The sequence below is a fragment of the Fusibacter fontis genome (assembly GCF_055378735.1).
On sequence record NZ_AP042445.1, the window covers coordinates 1,867,888 to 1,886,108 of the forward strand.

Below are 18,221 nucleotides of genomic sequence, written 5' to 3' on the forward strand. Positions count from 1 at the left end.
CATTCTGGTGGCTATTTATTTGAATTACTTCAATTCGATTACTGCGCCAGCTTCTTCTAAAGCAGCTTTGATTTTATCAGCTTCGTCTTTAGAGATACCAGTTTTTAATGTTTGTGGAGCGCCATCTACTAAGTCTTTAGCTTCTTTTAAGCCTAAACCAGTAAGCTCTCTAACCACTTTGATTACGCCGATTTTTTTAGCGCCTGCGTTTGCTAAGATTACATCAAACTCAGTTTTTTCTTCAGCAGCTTCAGCAGCAACAGCGCCACCAGCCATAGCAACAACTGGAGCAGATGCAGAAACACCAAACTCAGCTTCACATGCTTCAACTAATTCTTTAACTTCTAAAATGCTCATGCCTTTGATAGCTTCAATAATTTGTTCTTTAGTCATTTTTAAATACCTCCGTATTATTCTCTAATTCAAATAAATGTTACGCTTGCGCATTTCCTTCTTTTTCTTTGATAAGATTTGATAAGAAATATGCAAAGTTTGAAACTGGAGCCTTGATACTTCCAAGGAATCTTCCAATTAACACTTCTTTCGATGGTAAATCTGCAATTTCGATAATTTGTTCAAGATTACAATATGAGCCTTCAACTACGCCAGCTTTTAGCTCAAGATTTTTATGAGTTTTAGCGAAATCTTTAACGATTTTTGCTGGAATAACAGCATCTTCGATACCGAAAGCGATTGCATTCGGACCAGTTAAATCATTTGATAACGCTTCAAATGGTGTATCTTTAATAGCAATTTTTACTAAGTTATTCTTGTAAACTTTGTATTCTACACCCTCTTTTCTGAATCTGTTTCTAAGATCAGTAACCTCTTCAACAGTTAAACCTCTGTAATCTACGAGAACAGCAGACTTAGCACTTGCAAATCTTTCTTTGATTTCCTCAACTGCTACTTTTTTAGCATCAAGATTATTTGACATTTGTCCACCTCCTTGTATAAATAAAACCTCTCTTCCGTAGACAAGAGAGGCCATAATTTACATACATAAACTATTTATCCTTACCTCGGTAGGAAATTAAGCTTTCGCACCTACTGTCTACGGTTAATTTACTTTTTTAGAACAATGAAATTCTACCAGAGAATTTTCTTGTTGTCAATTATAATTTAGCTGCGTTAACTTTAATACCAGGACCCATTGTAGTTGAAAGCGTTACGCTTCTTAAATAAGTACCTTTAGCAGCAGCAGGTTTTGCTTTTACAACTGCTTCTACTAATGCATTTAAGTTTTCAGTCAATTTAACTTCATCAAATGAAGCTTTACCGATTGAAACGTGTACAATGTTTGTTTTGTCAAGTCTGTATTCAACTTTACCAGCTTTAATTTCATTAACAGCTTTTTCAAGATCGAATGTTACAGTACCTGATTTAGGATTTGGCATTAAGCCTTTAGGACCTAAAACTCTACCTAAACGTCCAAGTTGACCCATCATATCTGGTGTAGATACGATAACATCAAAGTCAAACCAGTTTTCATTTTGGATCTTATTGATGATTTCTTCTGCACCAACAAAGTCAGCGCCTGCTTTTTCAGCTTCGATCGCTTTGTCGCCTTTTGCAACAACGAGTACTCTTTTTGTTTTACCAGTACCATGTGGTAATACAATCGCACCTCTTACTTGTTGATCAGCATGTCTACCATCAACGCCAAGTTTGATGTGTAACTCTACAGTTTCATCAAATTTAGCTTTAGCAGTTTGTCTTACTAATTTAATTGCTTCGTCGAGTTCGTAAAACTTGTTTCTTTCAACAAGCTTAGCTGACTCTTGATAAGCTTTACCTCTTTTTGGCATTTTTTCCTCCTTCGTGGTCAAACGGGAAACCCTCCCACTACATTAAACCAATCACAAGTTTGATTAGTCTTCTACTACGATACCCATACTTCTAGCAGTACCTTCAATCATGCTCATTGCAGCTTCTACGCTTGCAGCATTTAAATCTGGCATTTTTAATTCAGCGATTTCTCTAATTTTTGCTCTTTTTACAGTAGCAACTTTCTTTTTGTTTGGTTCACCTGAACCGCCTTTGATACCTGCTGCCTTAATTAATAAGTTCGCTGCTGGTGGCGTTTTAGTGATAAAAGAATAAGATCTATCTTGATATACGCTGATTACTACTGGAATAATCATACCTTCTTGATCTGCAGTTTTAGCATTGAATTCTTTAACGAATTGCATAATGTTAACGCCTTGTTGACCAAGAGCTGGACCAACTGGTGGAGCTGGTGTTGCTTTACCTGCTGGTATTTGTAATTTTACTAAACCAACTACTTTTTTAGCCATGTCTTTTCACCTCCTTAGAAATTCTTTTTAACTTGATCAAACTCGAGTTCCACTGGAGTCTCGCGACCGAACATCGATATCATTGCTTTTATCGATTGTCTTTCCATATGGATTTCCTCTACAGTTCCAATAAAGTTCTCAAATGGACCGGATATAACAGTAATAGAATCACCCACAGCGAATTCGATGTGAATTGTTCTTTTTTCAAGACCCATATTTTCCACTTCTTCGTCAGTTAATGGAATCGGTTTTGAACCTGGGCCAACAAAACCTGTTACTCCTCTTGTGTTACGTACGACATACCAAGATTCGTCTGTCATAAACATTTTTACTAACGCATAACCTGGGAAGATTTTCTTAGACTTGTCTTTTCGTTTGCCAGCCTTAATTTCTACAATCGTCTCTGTCGGCACAACAACTTGTAAAATCACATCTTCCATGCCTCTATTTTCGACGATTTTTTCAATATTGGCCTTCACTTTATTTTCATGACCTGAATACGTGTGAACAACGTACCATTTCGCATCATTCGTCTCTGCCATGTTTTAAAATAAACCTCCTCCCATTGTTACCGGATCAGTTTTAAGCAAGTAAATTGAAGAGAAACTTAAAAATAGCATCTAGCAAACCAATAGTCACTGCTGAGAAGGCACTCATGATAAGTACTACCACTGTGTAATTCCATACATCTTTGCGAGTTGGCCAAGTTACCTTTTTAATTTCACTCTTAATACCTTTGAAGAATTTACTCACACTGAACTTATTTTCTTTTACATTACTAGAAGCCATTTATCTCAACCCCTTAATATAATTATTAGAAACTATTTAGTTTCTTTGTGAACCGTGTGCTTTTTACAGAATTTACAATATTTGTTCATTTCGATTCTGTCTGGGTTGTTCTTTTTGTTTTTTGTCGTGTTGTAATTTCTGTTTTTGCACTCAGTACATGCTAACGCGATGTTAACTCTCATTTCGACACCTCCTAAACCAACTATTGTACGTGCCTGGCAATGCACAATATACTCGGTTATAACATTACTAGTCTAACCTACCATAAAATAAACCGCATGTCAATAAAAGCACGCTTTCTTGCATGCGAAATAATATTAACATTTATTCATCAACTTTAGCAAGTTAAATAAGGACTAGTTGCCACTAGTCCTTATTCTCTAAAGTAATATTAGAAAATACATAATAGATTTTAAATTAAATACCTATAGTATTCTACAATATATTTTTGATAATTTCAAGTGTTTTTTAAATGCTTTTTTTCTCAAACAATCTATTCAAGAATTCTATTTACGTTACCAGCGCCTACTGTTCTTCCGCCTTCACGGATTGAGAATCTTAAACCTTCTTCTACTGCGATTGGTGAGATTAATTCAATTTTCATCTCTACGTTATCGCCAGGCATACACATTTCAACACCTGGAGCAAATTCGATTGAACCTGTAACGTCTGTTGTTCTGAAGAAGAATTGTGGTCTGTATCCTTTGAAGAATGGAGTATGTCTTCCGCCCTCTTCTTTTGTAAGTACGTATACTTGTGCTTCGAATTTTGTGTGTGGTTTGATTGTTCCTGGTTTTGCAAGAACTTGTCCTCTTTCGATTTCCGTTCTTTGTACGCCACGAAGTAATAAACCTACGTTATCGCCTGCTTGACCTTCATCAAGAAGTTTTTTGAACATCTCTACGCCTGTTACAACTACTTTTCTTGGTGCTTCTGCAAGACCAACGATTTCTACTTCTTCTTGTACTTTTACAACGCCTCTTTCAATTCTTCCTGTTGCTACTGTACCACGACCTGTGATCGAGAATACGTCTTCAACTGGCATTAAGAAAGGTTTGTCTGTTGCTCTTTCTGGTTGTGGGATATATGTGTCGATAATATCGAACATTTCGATGATTTTTTCTGCCCATGCTGCATCGCCTTCAAGTGCTTTTAATGCAGATCCTCTGATGATTGGTGTATCATCGCCTGGGAATTCGTATTGTGATAATAAATCTCTTACTTCCATTTCAACAAGTTCTAATAACTCATCGTCATCTACCATATCACATTTGTTTAAGAATACTACGATATATGGTACGCCTACTTGTCTTGATAAAAGGATGTGCTCTCTTGTTTGTGGCATTGGACCGTCAGCTGCAGATACAACTAAGATCGATCCGTCCATTTGTGCTGCTCCTGTGATCATGTTTTTTACGTAGTCAGCATGGCCTGGACAGTCAACGTGTGCGTAGTGTCTTGCTGGTGTTTCATACTCAACGTGAGCTGTAGAGATTGTGATTCCTCTTTCTCTTTCTTCTGGTGCTTTATCGATATTTTCGAAATCTACTTTTTCGCCTAAGCCGTATTTTTCGAATAATACTTTTGTGATTGCAGCTGTTAATGTTGTTTTACCGTGGTCAACGTGACCGATTGTTCCAATATTACAATGCGGTTTGTTTCTTTCAAATTTTTGCTTTGCCATTGTTAAGTTCCTCCCTTATAAATGTAAATAATTTCTTATTATTAACAGTTGCTATTGGCACTGTTAGTTTCAAATCCAATTGACAATGTGTTTTTCCATCTTCTTTTTAACTCTTTGAAGCGCATTATCTACCGACTTAACGTGTTTGTTCATCTCAACTGAAATCTCATGATAAGATTTACCTTCGAGATACGCATTTAACACTTTCCATTCTAAATCACTCAAAACTTCACCCATTTTCTCTTCCATTTGGCTGAGTTCTTCTCTTTTTATGATGAGACTTTCCGGATTAAGTTCTTTGCTATTGGTATTCATTACCTCATACAAAGTTCGATCTCCCGTATCTTCATCATATATAGGTTTATTAAGCGAAACGTATGAATTTAAAGGAATATGTTTTTGGCGGGTAGCCGTCTTTATTGCCGTGATGATTTGACGCTTTATACACAGTTCAGCAAACGATCTAAATGAAGACATTTTGTCGGGTTGATAATCTCTCATCGCCTTAAACAAGCCAATCATGCCTTCTTGGACGATGTCCTCTCTATCAGCCCCTATTAAAAAATATGAACGCGCTTTTGATCTGACAAAATTCTTATAACGTCTAATGATAATTTCTTGTGCTTTCAAATCGCCTTTTCTTGCCTTTTCAACAATCAACTCTTCATCGAGAAATTCGTCATCTATTGTATTTGCTAACTCCATCCAAGTTGTCCTCCCCCATTAGGAACGTCAGTTCCGCTGTAACAATTGGGAAAATATGTTCCCTTATGACAATTGAGAATATCAGTTTCCTTAATGACAATTGAGAATATCAGTTTCCGTATGACAATTGAGAATATCAGTTTCCTCAATGACAATTCATAAAATCATTATATAGTATTCATATTCGGAACGTCAAGTATCCATCATTTTAGCATTTTTTTCAGTTTTTCGAGGCTCTGGTCGTCCATTAATCCAGCGAAGGTCTGTGGTATATTCACAGGATCCGTCACCTTTTCAATTCGACGATTTGTTTGGTTCATTTCCGCAATAAATTCTAGAACCGTCACTCTTAAAGCGCCACTTCCAAGAACCGCTTGCTGTTCCGCCCAATCTCCAGTTACCACTCGAATTAAGTTTCTCGGATTCTTGGACAACTTTGCAACCTCAACTTCTATATAAGAGTCTGCCGTTTGACGTTCACGCGTAAACACCACCGTTACGCCTTCAATTTTTTCAATTTTAGGTTGCATGCCCTTAACTTGATGCGCATCAAAGACAACTGTAACCAATTGATTGGTAAAAGCCTTATATTCAATCAATTGATGAATCAGCAATCTCCTTGACTCTTCAAGATTGCCTTCATTTGTATATCTTTTGCTTTGATTAATGACATTATATCCATCAATGAATAAATATTTAATTTCATGGAGCTTACCGCGTTTTACTTCATTTTTTTCCGACATGTCTTTGCCTTACAACTTCGTACATCACAATACTTCCAGCTACCGCTGCATTTAAAGAACTCACTTTTCCATGCATTGGAAGAGAAACCATGAGATCACAGGATTCTTTAACAAGTCGACCTATGCCGTCCCCTTCATTTCCAATAACAACAGCAATACTGCCCGTTAAATTGGTTTCATAGTAAACAGGTGCATCCATGTCTGTGCCAACAACCCAAACGCCTAAATCCTTTAATTTGCTAATGGTTTGTGCAATATTGACTACTCTAACAACAGGAACATATTCGACCGCACCACATGATGTTTTAACAACAGTCTGGTTGATCGCCGCACTTCGTCTTTTAGGGACTATAACACCATGTGCCCCTACTGCATTTGCCGTACGTATTATGCTGCCAAGGTTATGAGGATCCGTAATTTCGTCGCATATTATCAGAAATGGCGCTTCGCCCTTTTGTTTTGCATGATCTAAAACTTCTTCAATCTCGTAATATTTATACGGAGAAACATACGCGATAACGCCTTGATGATTCTCTCCTTCAGCAATTTTATCGAGAAATTTTCTTTCAGTGAATTGAATTAAAATTTTCTTTGCACGCGCTTTCTCGATAATCACTTGTAAATTTTTATCTTTTGAACCTTCTAAAATCAACATTTTATTCATTTCATGACCCGCTTCTAAAGCTTCTAATACGGGATTTTTACCATAAATAATATCTTCCACTCTGCACCTCCTGTCTTATTTTAATTGTGCATATTTTATTCTGACTGTCTGAATTTGACCACAAGTCATCTTGCCTTCTGGACACGGTCCTTGCAAACATTTAGGACCTGCTTCTTTAAACAAAGTTGGCGCAACTTCTTTTACTAATTTCAGCATTTCATCCGCTAAAAGTCTAATTTCCCACTGTGCGCGATTGCAGCATCGATGTTGAAAGAAATTAATTAGACTACGTGCATTCATTGTAATAACAATTTTCGTTTCGCAAGCATTTGGAAATACAAAACGCGCATCTTCAATTGCCTGTTTCTCAGCCTGTGCAGCTGCTTTCTTTTCAGGTACGCCCTCTTGAATGAGCGTTTCTTTGATGCTGGTTTCAAGTAAATCAACAAGCGTATTATAGGATTTCTGTGCCATTTCCATAGACTGTATGAAAATCGCCTTAGATTCACTCGACGCTGCAATTGCAGGCGGAATAATGTATTCAAATTGATCAAGTTTAACATATCTTTGTGATTGTTGTGAGTAGGAAGCGATTCTGTGACGTACGAGTTGGTGTGTTAAAACCCGGCTAACGCCTTCTACCGCGAAAGTAAAACTCACATGCTCTACCGGAGAGTGATGACCAAGTTCCATTAACTTATCTAGAAAAAACTCTGTCTTTTCTGCATCCAATTGATCCATAAGATGAACTGCATCTGTCGCCGAATAACACAACTTTGCCGATGCTGCTATTACTTTTTCAGGATCTGGCGTATAGGCAATTAATTGTACCTTCATTTTGCGTACCTGCTTTCTACTTTAAAATAATGACCTTACTTGTTGAATTTTCTTTGCATATCTACTATATTATAAATCCGCCTTTACATCGGCATATGAATCTCCAAGCGGCAGTATGCCCAATAGATAGCGCCTCATATGTACTGCGAAATTTCCATCTGTTTCTTTATATTCAATCAAACGAACTTTTAAAATTCCAAATTCATATAATGTTCCATCGTATGTTTCACTCATATAGCGATCAATCTCAATTACTGGTTTTCCATCATACGCATCAAAGGCACACGATTTAACGATGAGTACCAACAATAGCAATACCGTCATGACAACTAGTACTTTTTCTTTAATTGACCACTTGTGTTTTTCTACCTGGGCTGTTTTTTCCTCTTTAGCCCGTTTATTTTTTCCTGATTTCTGTGTAGCTGATGCATTTTTCATAAGTTCTCCTACGTGCTACATGTATATTTTTTTCAAATTACTCTTTCGGGACGCTTTCTAAATACTCAATTCCCAATTTGATGATTTCTATCACTCGATCTTCATTACCAATTAGATGAAGATAGCCTAGCAAAGACTCAAATCCCGTTGCATATCGATAATCACTCAACAGTGCATTTTTAGGCACTGAAGAAGTGTGTTGATTTCTACCACGCTTAACGAGAGTCCATTCTTCTTCAGATAAGTGTTCTCTAATGCCATTGATCAGTCGAGCTTGAGCCGATGCCTTCACATATAATACGGCCTTCTTAGACATTTCATGAGGCGTTAAAATCGTACTATTCACAAGATACGTCCGAATATAGGATTCGAAGATCGCATCTCCAACGTAGGCGAGCTTTAATGGATTCATCATCCGAACCGTTTGTTCATCTAACGCCTTTAAATGCATCGCAGTAATAAATTTATCCATCTAAATAACTTCCTTGTTGTACACAATTTATACGAAAATTAACATTCGTATCGCGTGTCATAGTCTTTTCTTTTCCGAAATCTCATAAATACACTTAAAACTCGGGAAAGAAAGTTTCCCGAGTTTATATTTCTAACAATGGTGATTCAAACAAAATTGTATTCTCTCTTTTACAAGTTCTTTACCCAATATTTCAATAACAAGTGCAATATCTGGTCCATGAACCTGACCTGTAATTCCTACACGAACTGGCATAAATAAATTTTTTCCCTTATGTCCAGTTTCTTTTTGAATTTCTTTTAAAATAACTTTCACTTGCTCAGCGGTAATGGTTTCACAAGCAAACATTTTTTCAACAAAAAGATTTAACAATGACGGAACGTGTTCCATTTTAATAATTTCATCAGCTTCATTATCTTCAATCTCAACATCACGTCGGCTAAAAAATGTATCGAATTGTTTTAAATCTTCCAGTTTGTTTAATCGCTCTCTCAAAACCTCTACAACTCTTTTAAGCCATTCAAATTTCTCTTCAAATGCCTCATCAGTTGTAAATCCTGCAGCAACAAGATGTGGTCGACAAAGATGCGTCAATTGATCTAAGTCATATCCTTTTATATAGTGATTGTTCATCCAATTGAGTTTATCTACATCAAAAACGCCGCTTGATTTGGATACGCGATCAAACGAAAACTTTTGAATCATTTCTTCAATAGACATAATTTCTTGTCCATCTTCAGGCGACCACCCTACTAATGCAATATAGTTAATAAGCGCTTCCGGTAAATATCCTTTTCTTCTGAAATCTTCAACCGCTACATCGCCCTCACGTTTGCTGAGTTTTTTCTTAGTGTGACTTAAAATAACTGGCAAATGAACAAATTGAGGTGCTTCCCATCCAAACGCTTCATACGTATAGACGTGTTTAGGAGTAGAAATGAGCCACTCATCACCTCGCACAACGTGTGTTATGCCCATATAATGATCATCCACAACCACTGCCATATGGTAAGTAGGGAATCCATCCGTCTTCATCAATACTTGATCGTCTAAATCATTGGTATTTACAGTCACTTTTCCTTTGATGGCATCATCAAATTCAATCACTCTATTTGCAGGTAATTTTAAACGGATGACATGATCTTCTCCTGCAGCTAGCTTTTGATTGATTTCTTCTTGGGACAACGATTTACAATGCCCGTCATATTTAGGTGTTAACCCCTCTTCTTTTTGCTTTTCTCGCACCGACTCAAGACGTTCTTTCGTGCAGAAACAATAGTAAGCATGTCCACTTTCAATTAATTGTTCAGCATGTTTTTGGTAGATATCCAACCTCTTAGACTGAATATAAGGGCCAAAATCTCCCTGTTCAACAATCTGCGTTTTATCTGAATTAAAAAATGGTCCTTCATCATGTTGAACGCCTGCCCAAGTCATCGCCTCAATCATGCCTTCTATTGCGCCTTCAACAAGACGGGTTTGATCGGTATCTTCAATACGAATCAAATAAGTCCCTTCGTTTTGTTTTGCATACAAATAATTATATAAAGCCGTTCTCAATCCGCCTATATGTACATATCCAGTAGGACTCGGTGCAAATCTCAATCTTGGTTTCATCATCATTCCTCCTATTATTCGTCCTATTATACTAAAAATCCGATCCTCTTTCAATCACTAGCTTAATCTTTGACATCACGTGATTGTAACTATCTTGATCGTGAGGTTTTGTGCAATTGGTGCAGTCTTTAATTCCATGATTCATTTGAAATGTTCCGCCACATTCATCTTTTAACATGTAAAGTGGACAATAGCAAAACAAACAATTAAATTCTTCTACATCGATTCCTTTATGGCACGGAAAAAATTCACATTCGCGGTGTTGATGAAACTTGTATTTTTCACTCACGTTCGATATCCTCCTAGTGATTTTTTATTAGTAACACAATTGCTTGACTCGAAATTCCCTGTTCTTGCCCTTCAAATCCCAATTTTTCTGTAGTAGTTGCTTTAACATTGACATTATCAAGTGAACATTTTAACGCTGAACTGATGTTGTGTCTCATTTCTTCAATAAATGGTGCCATTTTAGGCTTTTGAGCTACAATGGTCGCATCTAAATTCCCAATCGCATAGCCTTCTTCAACCATGCGTTCAGATACTTTTTCGAGCAAAATCAAACTCGAAATACCTTTATAAGCGTCAGAAGTGTCCGGAAAATGTTTCCCAATATCGCCCAGTGCCAAGGCACCTAGAATTGCATCCATCACTGCGTGTAACAAAACATCTGCATCTGAATGACCCAAAAGTCCAAAATGATGTGGAATTTTTACGCCACCAATGATTAAATCTCTATTTTCCACTAATTGATGTACATCATAGCCAATTCCTACTCGCATCGCACACTCCTCACTGTTTATAATAGACTCGCAAAATTGCCTCTGCAACAAGCAAATCAAAAGGTTTTGTAATTTTTATATTATGGTCGTTGCTCTTTAGAACGCCACAAGTAAAGCCGAACTTTTCTAGCAGTGCTGCGTCATCTGTTGCAGTGGCATTCTCTGCTTCGACAGAAAAGTGGCAGGTATGAAGCGTCTTGTAATCGAACACCTGTGGCGTTTGCACGGCCCATGCTTTACTTCGATCAATTGTTTCAACGATCTCAAGCGAGTCATTTACCTGCTTAAGCGTATCCGTAACGGGTGTTGCGGCAATTACACCCTTTACCGCTCTATTACTTAATTCATCTAAAAACACTTGGATTTGATCATATGGTAGAAATGGGCGAACACCATCATGTATCAGAACATAGTCAAAGTTTTTTTGATAATGATCCAAAAAATTTAAGCCATTTTTTACAGATAACTGGCGTGTTTGACCACCTTCAACTACATGAATCGGTATTAAAAACCCATCTGATACTTTCCATTCACTGATTTTTACTGCTAATTCTGCACAATCTTCAGCTGGCGCAATGACTACGACTTCATCAATCAATGCACAAAGCAAAAGATGCTTTAACGTCCAGTTGAGGATTTCCTTTCCCTCAAGTTCAAGAAACTGTTTTTTTTGATTCATTCCCATTCGAGTGCCTGAACCAGCAGCTGGAACTAAGGCGACAATACGTTTATTTTTATACATGCGGACACCTCAATTTATACATTCTCTTGTATTATAACAAAAACCATCCTCTATCGCATCTATCTGCGACAAAAAATGGTTTCCTAATTTAATTCTTATCGAATTTATATTTAAATGATCTATTTTTACAGTTAGTTAGGCTTCCTTTTTAGATTTTGCAAAGATCATTCTTCCAGCGGCTGTCTGTAAAACACTTGTCACAACCACTTGTATATGCTCATTCATGAATTTACGACCATCTTCTACAACAATCATCGTTCCATCGTCTAAATACGAAACGCCCTGATGAAATTCTTTGCCTTCTTTAACGATGTGAATGGACATCTCCTCGCCAGGCAAAACCACAGGCTTTACAGCATTAGCAAGCTCATTGATATTGAGAATTGCAATGTCTTGTAGCGTCGCAACCTTATTTAAATTATAGTCATTGGTTACAATAGAACCATTCATCTTTTGTGCGAGTCGAATCAGTTTTACATCCACTTCACTGATATCTTCAAAATCAATATCCACAATTTTAACCGGGACCGGTAAATCCCTTTGAATGATTTTTAATATATCCAACCCTCTTCTACCCCTGTTACGCTTCAGCGCATCAGATGAGTCTGCGATATGACGCAATTCGCCAAGGACAAATTCAGGAATGATCACTTCGCCCTCAATAAATCCAGATTTACAAATATCCGCGATTCGCCCATCAATGATGACGCTTGTATCGAGAATTTTGGGTTTTCCACCATGAGCGACGGAAGATGCTTTTATTGGTTTAGAAGATGTCAGCTTTTTGGCCCATTCTGTCAATTTTGATTGCTCTTTAAATATTTTGAGAGATAACGATGCCCCTAAATAAGCAAAAAACAAAAAACTCAACACTTTTACAGCGTTTGCCACCATGACAATCGGGATAATTTCAAACAATCCACTGATGAGATATGCGATCATGAGTCCAAAAATAACCCCTACTAAGCCAAAAATAAAATCTTGTTGTGGAATTTTTTCCAGCTCTGCTTGTGTGTAATGCGCTAACTTCTGTCCACCTTGAATGATCAACTTTGACGTAGCGTATGCAATCAACCCAAAAAATAACCCAATAATAAGCGGTACAGCTACTTCATATACGATTTTATTTAAGTTCAAAAAATGATATTTATATAAATAATCGGCCACTTGTGTCCCAGTTGTGACACCAATACTCAATCCAACAAATGTAAGAACGTATTTGATAAACTTTTCCATCATTTTGGCTGATTGTTCTCCCCTCATAAAAAATCGAGCATCTTACGATGCTCTGATATTTTCATTTGATTACTCAAATTCTATTTAATTGTAACATAGCTCGATAAAATGTAAACAAATAGATTATTGTCTTCCAATTGTTTCATTTACTAAAACGATGATTTCTTCTTCACGAATTCCTTTTGCAAGGGTTAATTCGCTCACTAGAATTTGTTTAGAACTGATGAGCATTTTTCTTTCTCCTGTTGATAATCCTTTTTCTCTGTCCAAGATTTCAAGATTTCTCACAACTGCAGCCACTTCAAAAATATCCCCAGTTTTTACCTTTTCTAAATTTGCACGATACCTGTGATTCCAATTATCCGGCATTTTCTCTTTGTTTTTCGACAACAAATCCAGAATATCGTCAAAACGACCTTTGTCTATGACACTTCTTACACCAAGATTTTCAGCGTTCTCGGTTGGAATCATGACTTTCATATTCTTCGTAGGCAATTTTAGGATGTAAAATTCTTTGTCGGTTCCCATGAGTTCTTTGTGTTCAATCGCTTCTATAATCCCAGCACCATGCATCGGATAAACGACCTTATCTCCAATTTTAAACATATTCTACCTCCATGAGTCTCTGTTATTATTATACCCCAAATTTGACCTTTATTCAACAAACTTTAATTTTACTATTTGGTAATATGCTTGTCAATAAAATTCTGTTGCAAATTCACAATTCTTTTAACCTTTTCGTTTAGATGCTTTTGTGTTAAAATAAATTTATACAATTTTTAGAATACTCATACAATTTTAAGGAGGCATTATGAAAGATGTCATTTATGATGAATTTCAAAACAAGGTTGATGAAGTCCTAATTAGACACGCAAACCTATTAGATATACTCAGCAAACTTTCTGATTCTGCTTCAAAAACCAATAGAGCTGTCGTTAAGTCCATTACAAACTGCGGTTGTGTGACGCTTGATGTTTCTAAGTCAAACATTCCAGAAGACTTATCTTACGAAGATTTAAAGAAATTTAAGGCGGAACATTTACAAGGTGAACTTTGCCCTGTGTGTCGCGAAAAAATCGAAGAAGAGCTAGGACGTTTAGAATTTTATATCGCTGCGCTCTGCAATTCACTTGATGTGAACTTGTATGATGTTCTTTTAAAAGAATACAAAAAAATTAGCACGCTTGGCCGATACAGTCTTTACTAGAACAGTCTTTACTAGATACACCTAACTACATCCACTCAAACTAATAAGGGGCTGTTGCTTATCTAATTCTTAGATTTGCAACAGCCCCTTATTCATATTTAATCTACACTTTTCTCATCAAAAACTATTCCAAGAAATACGAGAGCATCTCATCCACATGTTTTAATCCAACAACAGTAAATCCATCTGGTCTCGATAATCCCTCTAAATTCCCATGTGGGATGATGGCTTTTTTAAAGCCCATCTTCGCCGCTTCATTAATTCTCTGTTGTACTTGATTGACTGCTCGGATCTCGCCTGTTAAACCGACCTCGCCGAAAATAATCATATCGCTTGGTACAAGAACGTCTTTATAGCTTGATGCAATGGCCATTACAATCGCCAAGTCTGCCGACGGTTCTTCAATAGAAACACCCCCTACGACATTGATATAGATGTCTTGTTGGTATAATGACAGTCCAACAATTTTTTCAAGTACCGCGATTAACAAAACCACTTTATTAAAGTCAATTCCCATCGCCATTCGCCTTGGCAAATTATAATTGGTCTGAGAAACCAGACACTGCATTTCCACCAGAACCGTTCTAGTGCCTTCTAATGCAGGTACGATTATTGAACCAGGCGACTTTTTACTCGTCTCGGACAAGAAAATTTTAGACGGATTATCCACTTCTTTAAGTCCACTGCTGGTCATTTCGAAAACGCCAATTTCATTTGTTGATCCAAAACGATTTTTCACTGCGCGTAAAATTCTAAATAAATTGTGTCCTTCTCCCTCAAAATAAAGAACCGTATCTACCATATGTTCAAGAATTTTAGGGCCTGCAATCGCCCCTGATTTGGTCACGTGTCCCACTAAGAACGTACTCACACCAAACTTCTTTGCGATATTCATAAATTGATTGGTCGCTTCTCTGACTTGACTGACACTTCCAGGTGCAGAAGCAATCTCAGGATTAAAAACAGTCTGAATTGAATCGACAATTAATATATCAGGTTTTAACTGTTCAACGTGAAATTTAATGCGTTCAATATTATTCTCAGAAATGATATAGAGGGATTCATTGTCGACAGAAAGCCTTTGTGCTCTCAGCTTTGTCTGTTTGACAGACTCTTCTCCCGACACATATAAAACGATCTTTTCTTGCGTGGAGAGATTGCTCGCCACTTGCAACAAGAGTGTTGATTTTCCAATTCCTGGATCACCTCCAACTAAAATCAGTGACCCCTTGACTATACCGCCACCTAACACGATGTCCAGTTCGCTTAATTTTGTGGAATAGCGCTCTTCTAAATCAAATACCACATCTTTAATCTTTACAGGTTTAGATTCACCACCAATATTTAAAGTCTGCTTTTTTTCGACTTTCTCTTCCAATTCTTCAACAATTGAGTTCCATGCACCACATTCTACACATTTTCCAAGCCATTTAGGTGCAATTGCACCGCATTCTTGGCAGACAAATTTTGACTTAACTTTGGACATACAACTCCCCTTCTATGATCATTTCTCCGTCAATACAATCAATCGTTATTTTATGAATCTCTTTTGATAAGATTAAATCTGCTATTGGATCTTTAACAAGTTTATCTAAAGTTCGTTTTATCGGCCTTGCACCGTACTGTTCATTATAGCTACGAGTTGCCACATGTTCAAATACAGCTTCTGTAAACGTCAGTTCAATTTCTTTTTGTCGCATGAGCTGTTTTAATTCTTCAAGTTTAATTCTGACAATCTCCACCAAAGCAGAATGTTCTAATCCTTTAAACACGATGATTTCATCAATTCGATTAATAAATTCTGGTTTAAAATGTTTGATACATGCTTCTCTCAATTCTATATCACGTTCGGTTTCTTCACTTAATTTCACAAATCCTACTTGCTTTGGTGCTTTTTCTCCAATTCCCAAATTTGAAGTCATGATAATTAATGCATTTTTGAAATCGTAAGTTCTTCCGCGTCCATCTGTCAATATTCCCTCATCCATAATTTGAAGTAGGATATTCACGACTTCTGAGTGTGCTTTTTCAATTTCATCAAATACAACCACTGAAAAAGGATTTTGTGCAATCGCATTGGTTAAAAATCCACCTTCCCGCGCACCTTCATATCCGGGTGGAGATCCAATCAATTTTGAAATGGCGTGTTTCTCAGTATATTCAGTCATATCAATTTTGATCATACTTTTCTCACTACCAAAATAAATGTCTGCAATCGCTCTAGCAAGCTCCGTTTTTCCCACTCCAGTAGGTCCTACAAACAAGAAATTCCCCACAGGCTTATCTGCATCTTTAATCCCAGTCCTAAATCGCTTAAGAGCCTTTGAAACATATTCAATTGCCGCTTCTTGCCCAAAGACACGTTCATTTAATCTCTTTTCAATCTGCGACAGGCGTTCCTTATCATGTGTCGAGAGTTTCGTCACCGGTATTTTGGTCCATTCCGAAACGATGCTTTCAATATCAGATTCATCCACGACGAGCATCTGCGAAGACATAATTGCCTTCGCCTTTTCATTTTTCTCTATATGATCTAAAATGCGTTTTTCTTCTTGTTGAATTTTTGATGCCTCCGAGAATTTCATTTCCAAGATCAGCGCTTCTTTTTCCTCTTTTAATTTACCTAAACGATATTTTATTTCTTCGACGATTTCAATTGTTTTTAGACTTTCACTTCTTTTTCTAGAACAAGATTCGTCCATAATATCAATCGCTTTATCTGGAAGTTTTCGATCTAAGATATAACGATTCGATAATTCTATTGCCGTTTGCACCGCCTTTTCTGTAATGATGACATTGTGATGTTTCTCATAATTTGATTTGATCTTCATCAGTATTTTTAAAGTTTCTTCTTTTGAAGGTTCTTCAACCTTTAAAATAATAAGTCTTCGAGTAATGGCTTGATCGGGTTCTATATACTTGTGATAATCGTGATAAGTTGTCGCACCAATTAACTGAATTGAACCATTTGTTAAATACGGTTTCAACATTCCAAAGGCATCCATTGATTTTTCACCCGTTGCACCAATGCCAACCAAATTATGAATTTCATCAAAAAACACAATCGTATGTTCATTTTCAGTCAACGCTTTGATGAGCTCTTTCATGCGTTCTTCAAATTGACCTCGGTACATGGTACCAGACACGAGGGATCCCATATTTATCTCATATATTTTCTTGTTTTTTAACGAATCTGGAACTTGATTTAAGACAATTCTTCTTGCAAGGCCTCTTATAATCTCCGTTTTACCCACTCCAGGTTCACCCACTAGGCACGGATTGTTTTTGGTCTTTCTCGTGAGAATTTGGATCAATCTTTCAATTTCGAGCTCTCTGCCAATTGTAACTGCATCTGGCGAATCTTTAACTGCTTCAGTTAGATCAAAACCAATTTGATTGAGTATATTTTGAGTCGCTTCTTCATAATTTTCATCAAAATCTAATGTTTTCACTTCATGACCTCTTAAATAATCTGCTTTTAAAAGATTTGAAGCTTCTTTTTTGTGTACATCATACTCGTGAACGAGTTTTGACATATCTAAACTGAGTTTCGACAACACTTTATATCCAATGGACTGCTTATCTGCAAGAATTCCCATAAATAAATGTTCTGGTAAAATCTCCGAATTATTGGATTTCACAGCATATTGGTAGCTACGAGCCAAACATTCTTTCGCACGCAAGGTATAGTCCACAATGCCGTCAAAATCTGAGATGCGTCCAATTAACTTAATCAATTCTGTTTTAATATCTTTTGCTGTGATTCGATAGTATAAAAACGTTTCTGCTACTTTCGTTCCCTTAATCAGAGACAGTCCTAGCAAGATATGCTCCGTACCCACATAACTATGGCCTAAATCTCTTGCTTCTGAGAACGCAAAATTAATCACATCATTTGCCTTTTCATCAAAATTATAATCTAGCATCACTGTCTCCTTTTTCTTTCTAGTTTATCAATATTTATCCTGAATGAAAAGAGTGAGTATAAAATAAAAGTGTCTGTTTTGTTTT

23 protein-coding genes and 1 other annotated feature are annotated in these 18,221 nt (G+C 36.8%); of the genes, 1 reads left to right on the forward strand and 22 read right to left on the reverse strand.

The features are described from left to right. Window positions 1-24: 24 nt before the first annotated feature. The 20 genes from rplL to ACZ41W_RS08605 all read right to left on the reverse strand — a co-directional run bounded on the left by rplL (window position 25) and on the right by ACZ41W_RS08605 (window position 13,609). A complete protein-coding gene (gene rplL, locus ACZ41W_RS08510; protein WP_464311552.1) occupies window positions 25-393 on the reverse strand; it encodes a 50S ribosomal protein L7/L12 in 369 nt (122 codons plus the stop codon). Window positions 394-433: 40 nt separating this feature from the next. Beyond that, a complete protein-coding gene (rplJ, locus tag ACZ41W_RS08515; RefSeq protein WP_464311553.1) occupies window positions 434-937 on the reverse strand; it encodes a 50S ribosomal protein L10 in 504 nt (167 codons plus the stop codon). 10 nt (window positions 938-947) lie between these two features. Then, window positions 948-1,078: a sequence feature (ribosomal protein L10 leader region), on the reverse strand. Window positions 1,079-1,115: 37 nt separating this feature from the next. After that, entirely contained in the window at window positions 1,116-1,808 is a 693-nt protein-coding gene (gene rplA / locus ACZ41W_RS08520; protein WP_464311554.1) for a 50S ribosomal protein L1, read from the reverse strand. Between the two features lie 63 nt (window positions 1,809-1,871). Beyond that, a complete protein-coding gene (gene rplK, locus ACZ41W_RS08525; RefSeq protein ID WP_464311555.1) occupies window positions 1,872-2,297 on the reverse strand; it encodes a 50S ribosomal protein L11 in 426 nt (141 codons plus the stop codon). A 14-nt stretch (window positions 2,298-2,311) separates the two neighbouring features. Next, a complete protein-coding gene (gene nusG, locus ACZ41W_RS08530; protein WP_464311556.1) occupies window positions 2,312-2,839 on the reverse strand; it encodes a transcription termination/antitermination protein NusG in 528 nt (175 codons plus the stop codon). A gap of 40 nt (window positions 2,840-2,879) precedes the next feature. Next, complete coding sequence (gene secE, locus ACZ41W_RS08535; protein WP_464311557.1) at window positions 2,880-3,086, reverse strand: preprotein translocase subunit SecE; 207 nt, start codon at window positions 3,084-3,086, stop codon at window positions 2,880-2,882. A 32-nt stretch (window positions 3,087-3,118) separates the two neighbouring features. Further along, window positions 3,119-3,268, reverse strand: coding sequence for a 50S ribosomal protein L33 (rpmG, locus tag ACZ41W_RS08540; RefSeq protein ID WP_464311558.1), 150 nt, complete (start codon window positions 3,266-3,268; stop codon window positions 3,119-3,121). 311 nt (window positions 3,269-3,579) lie between these two features. Then, window positions 3,580-4,770, reverse strand: coding sequence for an elongation factor Tu (gene tuf / locus ACZ41W_RS08545; protein ID WP_464311559.1), 1,191 nt, complete (start codon window positions 4,768-4,770; stop codon window positions 3,580-3,582). Window positions 4,771-4,839: 69 nt separating this feature from the next. Further along, on the reverse strand, window positions 4,840-5,475 hold the full coding sequence (gene sigH / locus ACZ41W_RS08550) for an RNA polymerase sporulation sigma factor SigH (protein ID WP_464311560.1): 636 nt from the start codon (window positions 5,473-5,475) through the stop codon (window positions 4,840-4,842). Between the two features lie 203 nt (window positions 5,476-5,678). Beyond that, on the reverse strand, window positions 5,679-6,218 hold the full coding sequence (locus tag ACZ41W_RS08555) for an NYN domain-containing protein (RefSeq protein WP_464311561.1): 540 nt from the start codon (window positions 6,216-6,218) through the stop codon (window positions 5,679-5,681). After that, a complete protein-coding gene (rlmB, locus tag ACZ41W_RS08560; RefSeq protein WP_464311562.1) occupies window positions 6,202-6,942 on the reverse strand; it encodes a 23S rRNA (guanosine(2251)-2'-O)-methyltransferase RlmB in 741 nt (246 codons plus the stop codon). The genes ACZ41W_RS08555 and rlmB overlap by 17 nt, the downstream gene beginning before the upstream one ends. 15 nt (window positions 6,943-6,957) lie before the next feature. Next, on the reverse strand, window positions 6,958-7,719 hold the full coding sequence (gene thyX, locus ACZ41W_RS08565; protein WP_464311563.1) for an FAD-dependent thymidylate synthase: 762 nt from the start codon (window positions 7,717-7,719) through the stop codon (window positions 6,958-6,960). Window positions 7,720-7,788: 69 nt separating this feature from the next. Next, window positions 7,789-8,157: a hypothetical protein gene (locus ACZ41W_RS08570; RefSeq protein ID WP_464311564.1), complete on the reverse strand. Its 369-nt coding sequence runs from the start codon at window positions 8,155-8,157 to the stop codon at window positions 7,789-7,791. Between the two features lie 37 nt (window positions 8,158-8,194). Further along, window positions 8,195-8,629, reverse strand: a complete 435-nt coding sequence (locus ACZ41W_RS08575; RefSeq protein WP_464311565.1) for a Mini-ribonuclease 3 — start codon at window positions 8,627-8,629, stop codon at window positions 8,195-8,197. A gap of 132 nt (window positions 8,630-8,761) precedes the next feature. Continuing rightward, window positions 8,762-10,249: a glutamate--tRNA ligase gene (gene gltX / locus ACZ41W_RS08580; protein WP_464311566.1), complete on the reverse strand. Its 1,488-nt coding sequence runs from the start codon at window positions 10,247-10,249 to the stop codon at window positions 8,762-8,764. A 28-nt stretch (window positions 10,250-10,277) separates the two neighbouring features. Then, window positions 10,278-10,535 (reverse strand): cysteine-rich small domain-containing protein, encoded by a 258-nt coding sequence (locus tag ACZ41W_RS08585; RefSeq protein WP_464311567.1) that lies wholly within the window; start codon window positions 10,533-10,535, stop codon window positions 10,278-10,280. A gap of 13 nt (window positions 10,536-10,548) precedes the next feature. Beyond that, entirely contained in the window at window positions 10,549-11,025 is a 477-nt protein-coding gene (gene ispF / locus ACZ41W_RS08590; protein WP_464311568.1) for a 2-C-methyl-D-erythritol 2,4-cyclodiphosphate synthase, read from the reverse strand. A gap of 10 nt (window positions 11,026-11,035) precedes the next feature. Beyond that, window positions 11,036-11,767: a 2-C-methyl-D-erythritol 4-phosphate cytidylyltransferase gene (gene ispD, locus ACZ41W_RS08595; RefSeq protein WP_464311569.1), complete on the reverse strand. Its 732-nt coding sequence runs from the start codon at window positions 11,765-11,767 to the stop codon at window positions 11,036-11,038. A gap of 135 nt (window positions 11,768-11,902) precedes the next feature. Then, window positions 11,903-13,006, reverse strand: a complete 1,104-nt coding sequence (locus ACZ41W_RS08600; protein WP_464311570.1) for a PIN/TRAM domain-containing protein — start codon at window positions 13,004-13,006, stop codon at window positions 11,903-11,905. A gap of 120 nt (window positions 13,007-13,126) precedes the next feature. Next, window positions 13,127-13,609 carry a CarD family transcriptional regulator gene (locus ACZ41W_RS08605; RefSeq protein ID WP_464311571.1) on the reverse strand — a complete coding sequence of 161 codons (483 nt, stop codon included), beginning with the start codon at window positions 13,607-13,609 and terminating at the stop codon, window positions 13,127-13,129. A 205-nt stretch (window positions 13,610-13,814) separates the two neighbouring features. On the opposite strand from ACZ41W_RS08605, the gene ACZ41W_RS08610 reads away from it, so the two are divergent. Next, a complete protein-coding gene (locus tag ACZ41W_RS08610; RefSeq protein ID WP_464311572.1) occupies window positions 13,815-14,210 on the forward strand; it encodes a nucleoside triphosphate pyrophosphohydrolase family protein in 396 nt (131 codons plus the stop codon). 124 nt (window positions 14,211-14,334) lie between these two features. Here ACZ41W_RS08610 and radA read toward each other — a convergent pair whose 3' ends face one another. Next, on the reverse strand, window positions 14,335-15,696 hold the full coding sequence (gene radA / locus ACZ41W_RS08615) for a DNA repair protein RadA (RefSeq protein WP_464311573.1): 1,362 nt from the start codon (window positions 15,694-15,696) through the stop codon (window positions 14,335-14,337). Continuing rightward, window positions 15,683-18,136 (reverse strand): ATP-dependent Clp protease ATP-binding subunit, encoded by a 2,454-nt coding sequence (locus ACZ41W_RS08620; RefSeq protein WP_464311574.1) that lies wholly within the window; start codon window positions 18,134-18,136, stop codon window positions 15,683-15,685. Before ACZ41W_RS08620 ends, radA begins: the two co-directional genes overlap by 14 nt. Window positions 18,137-18,221 lie beyond the last annotated feature (85 nt).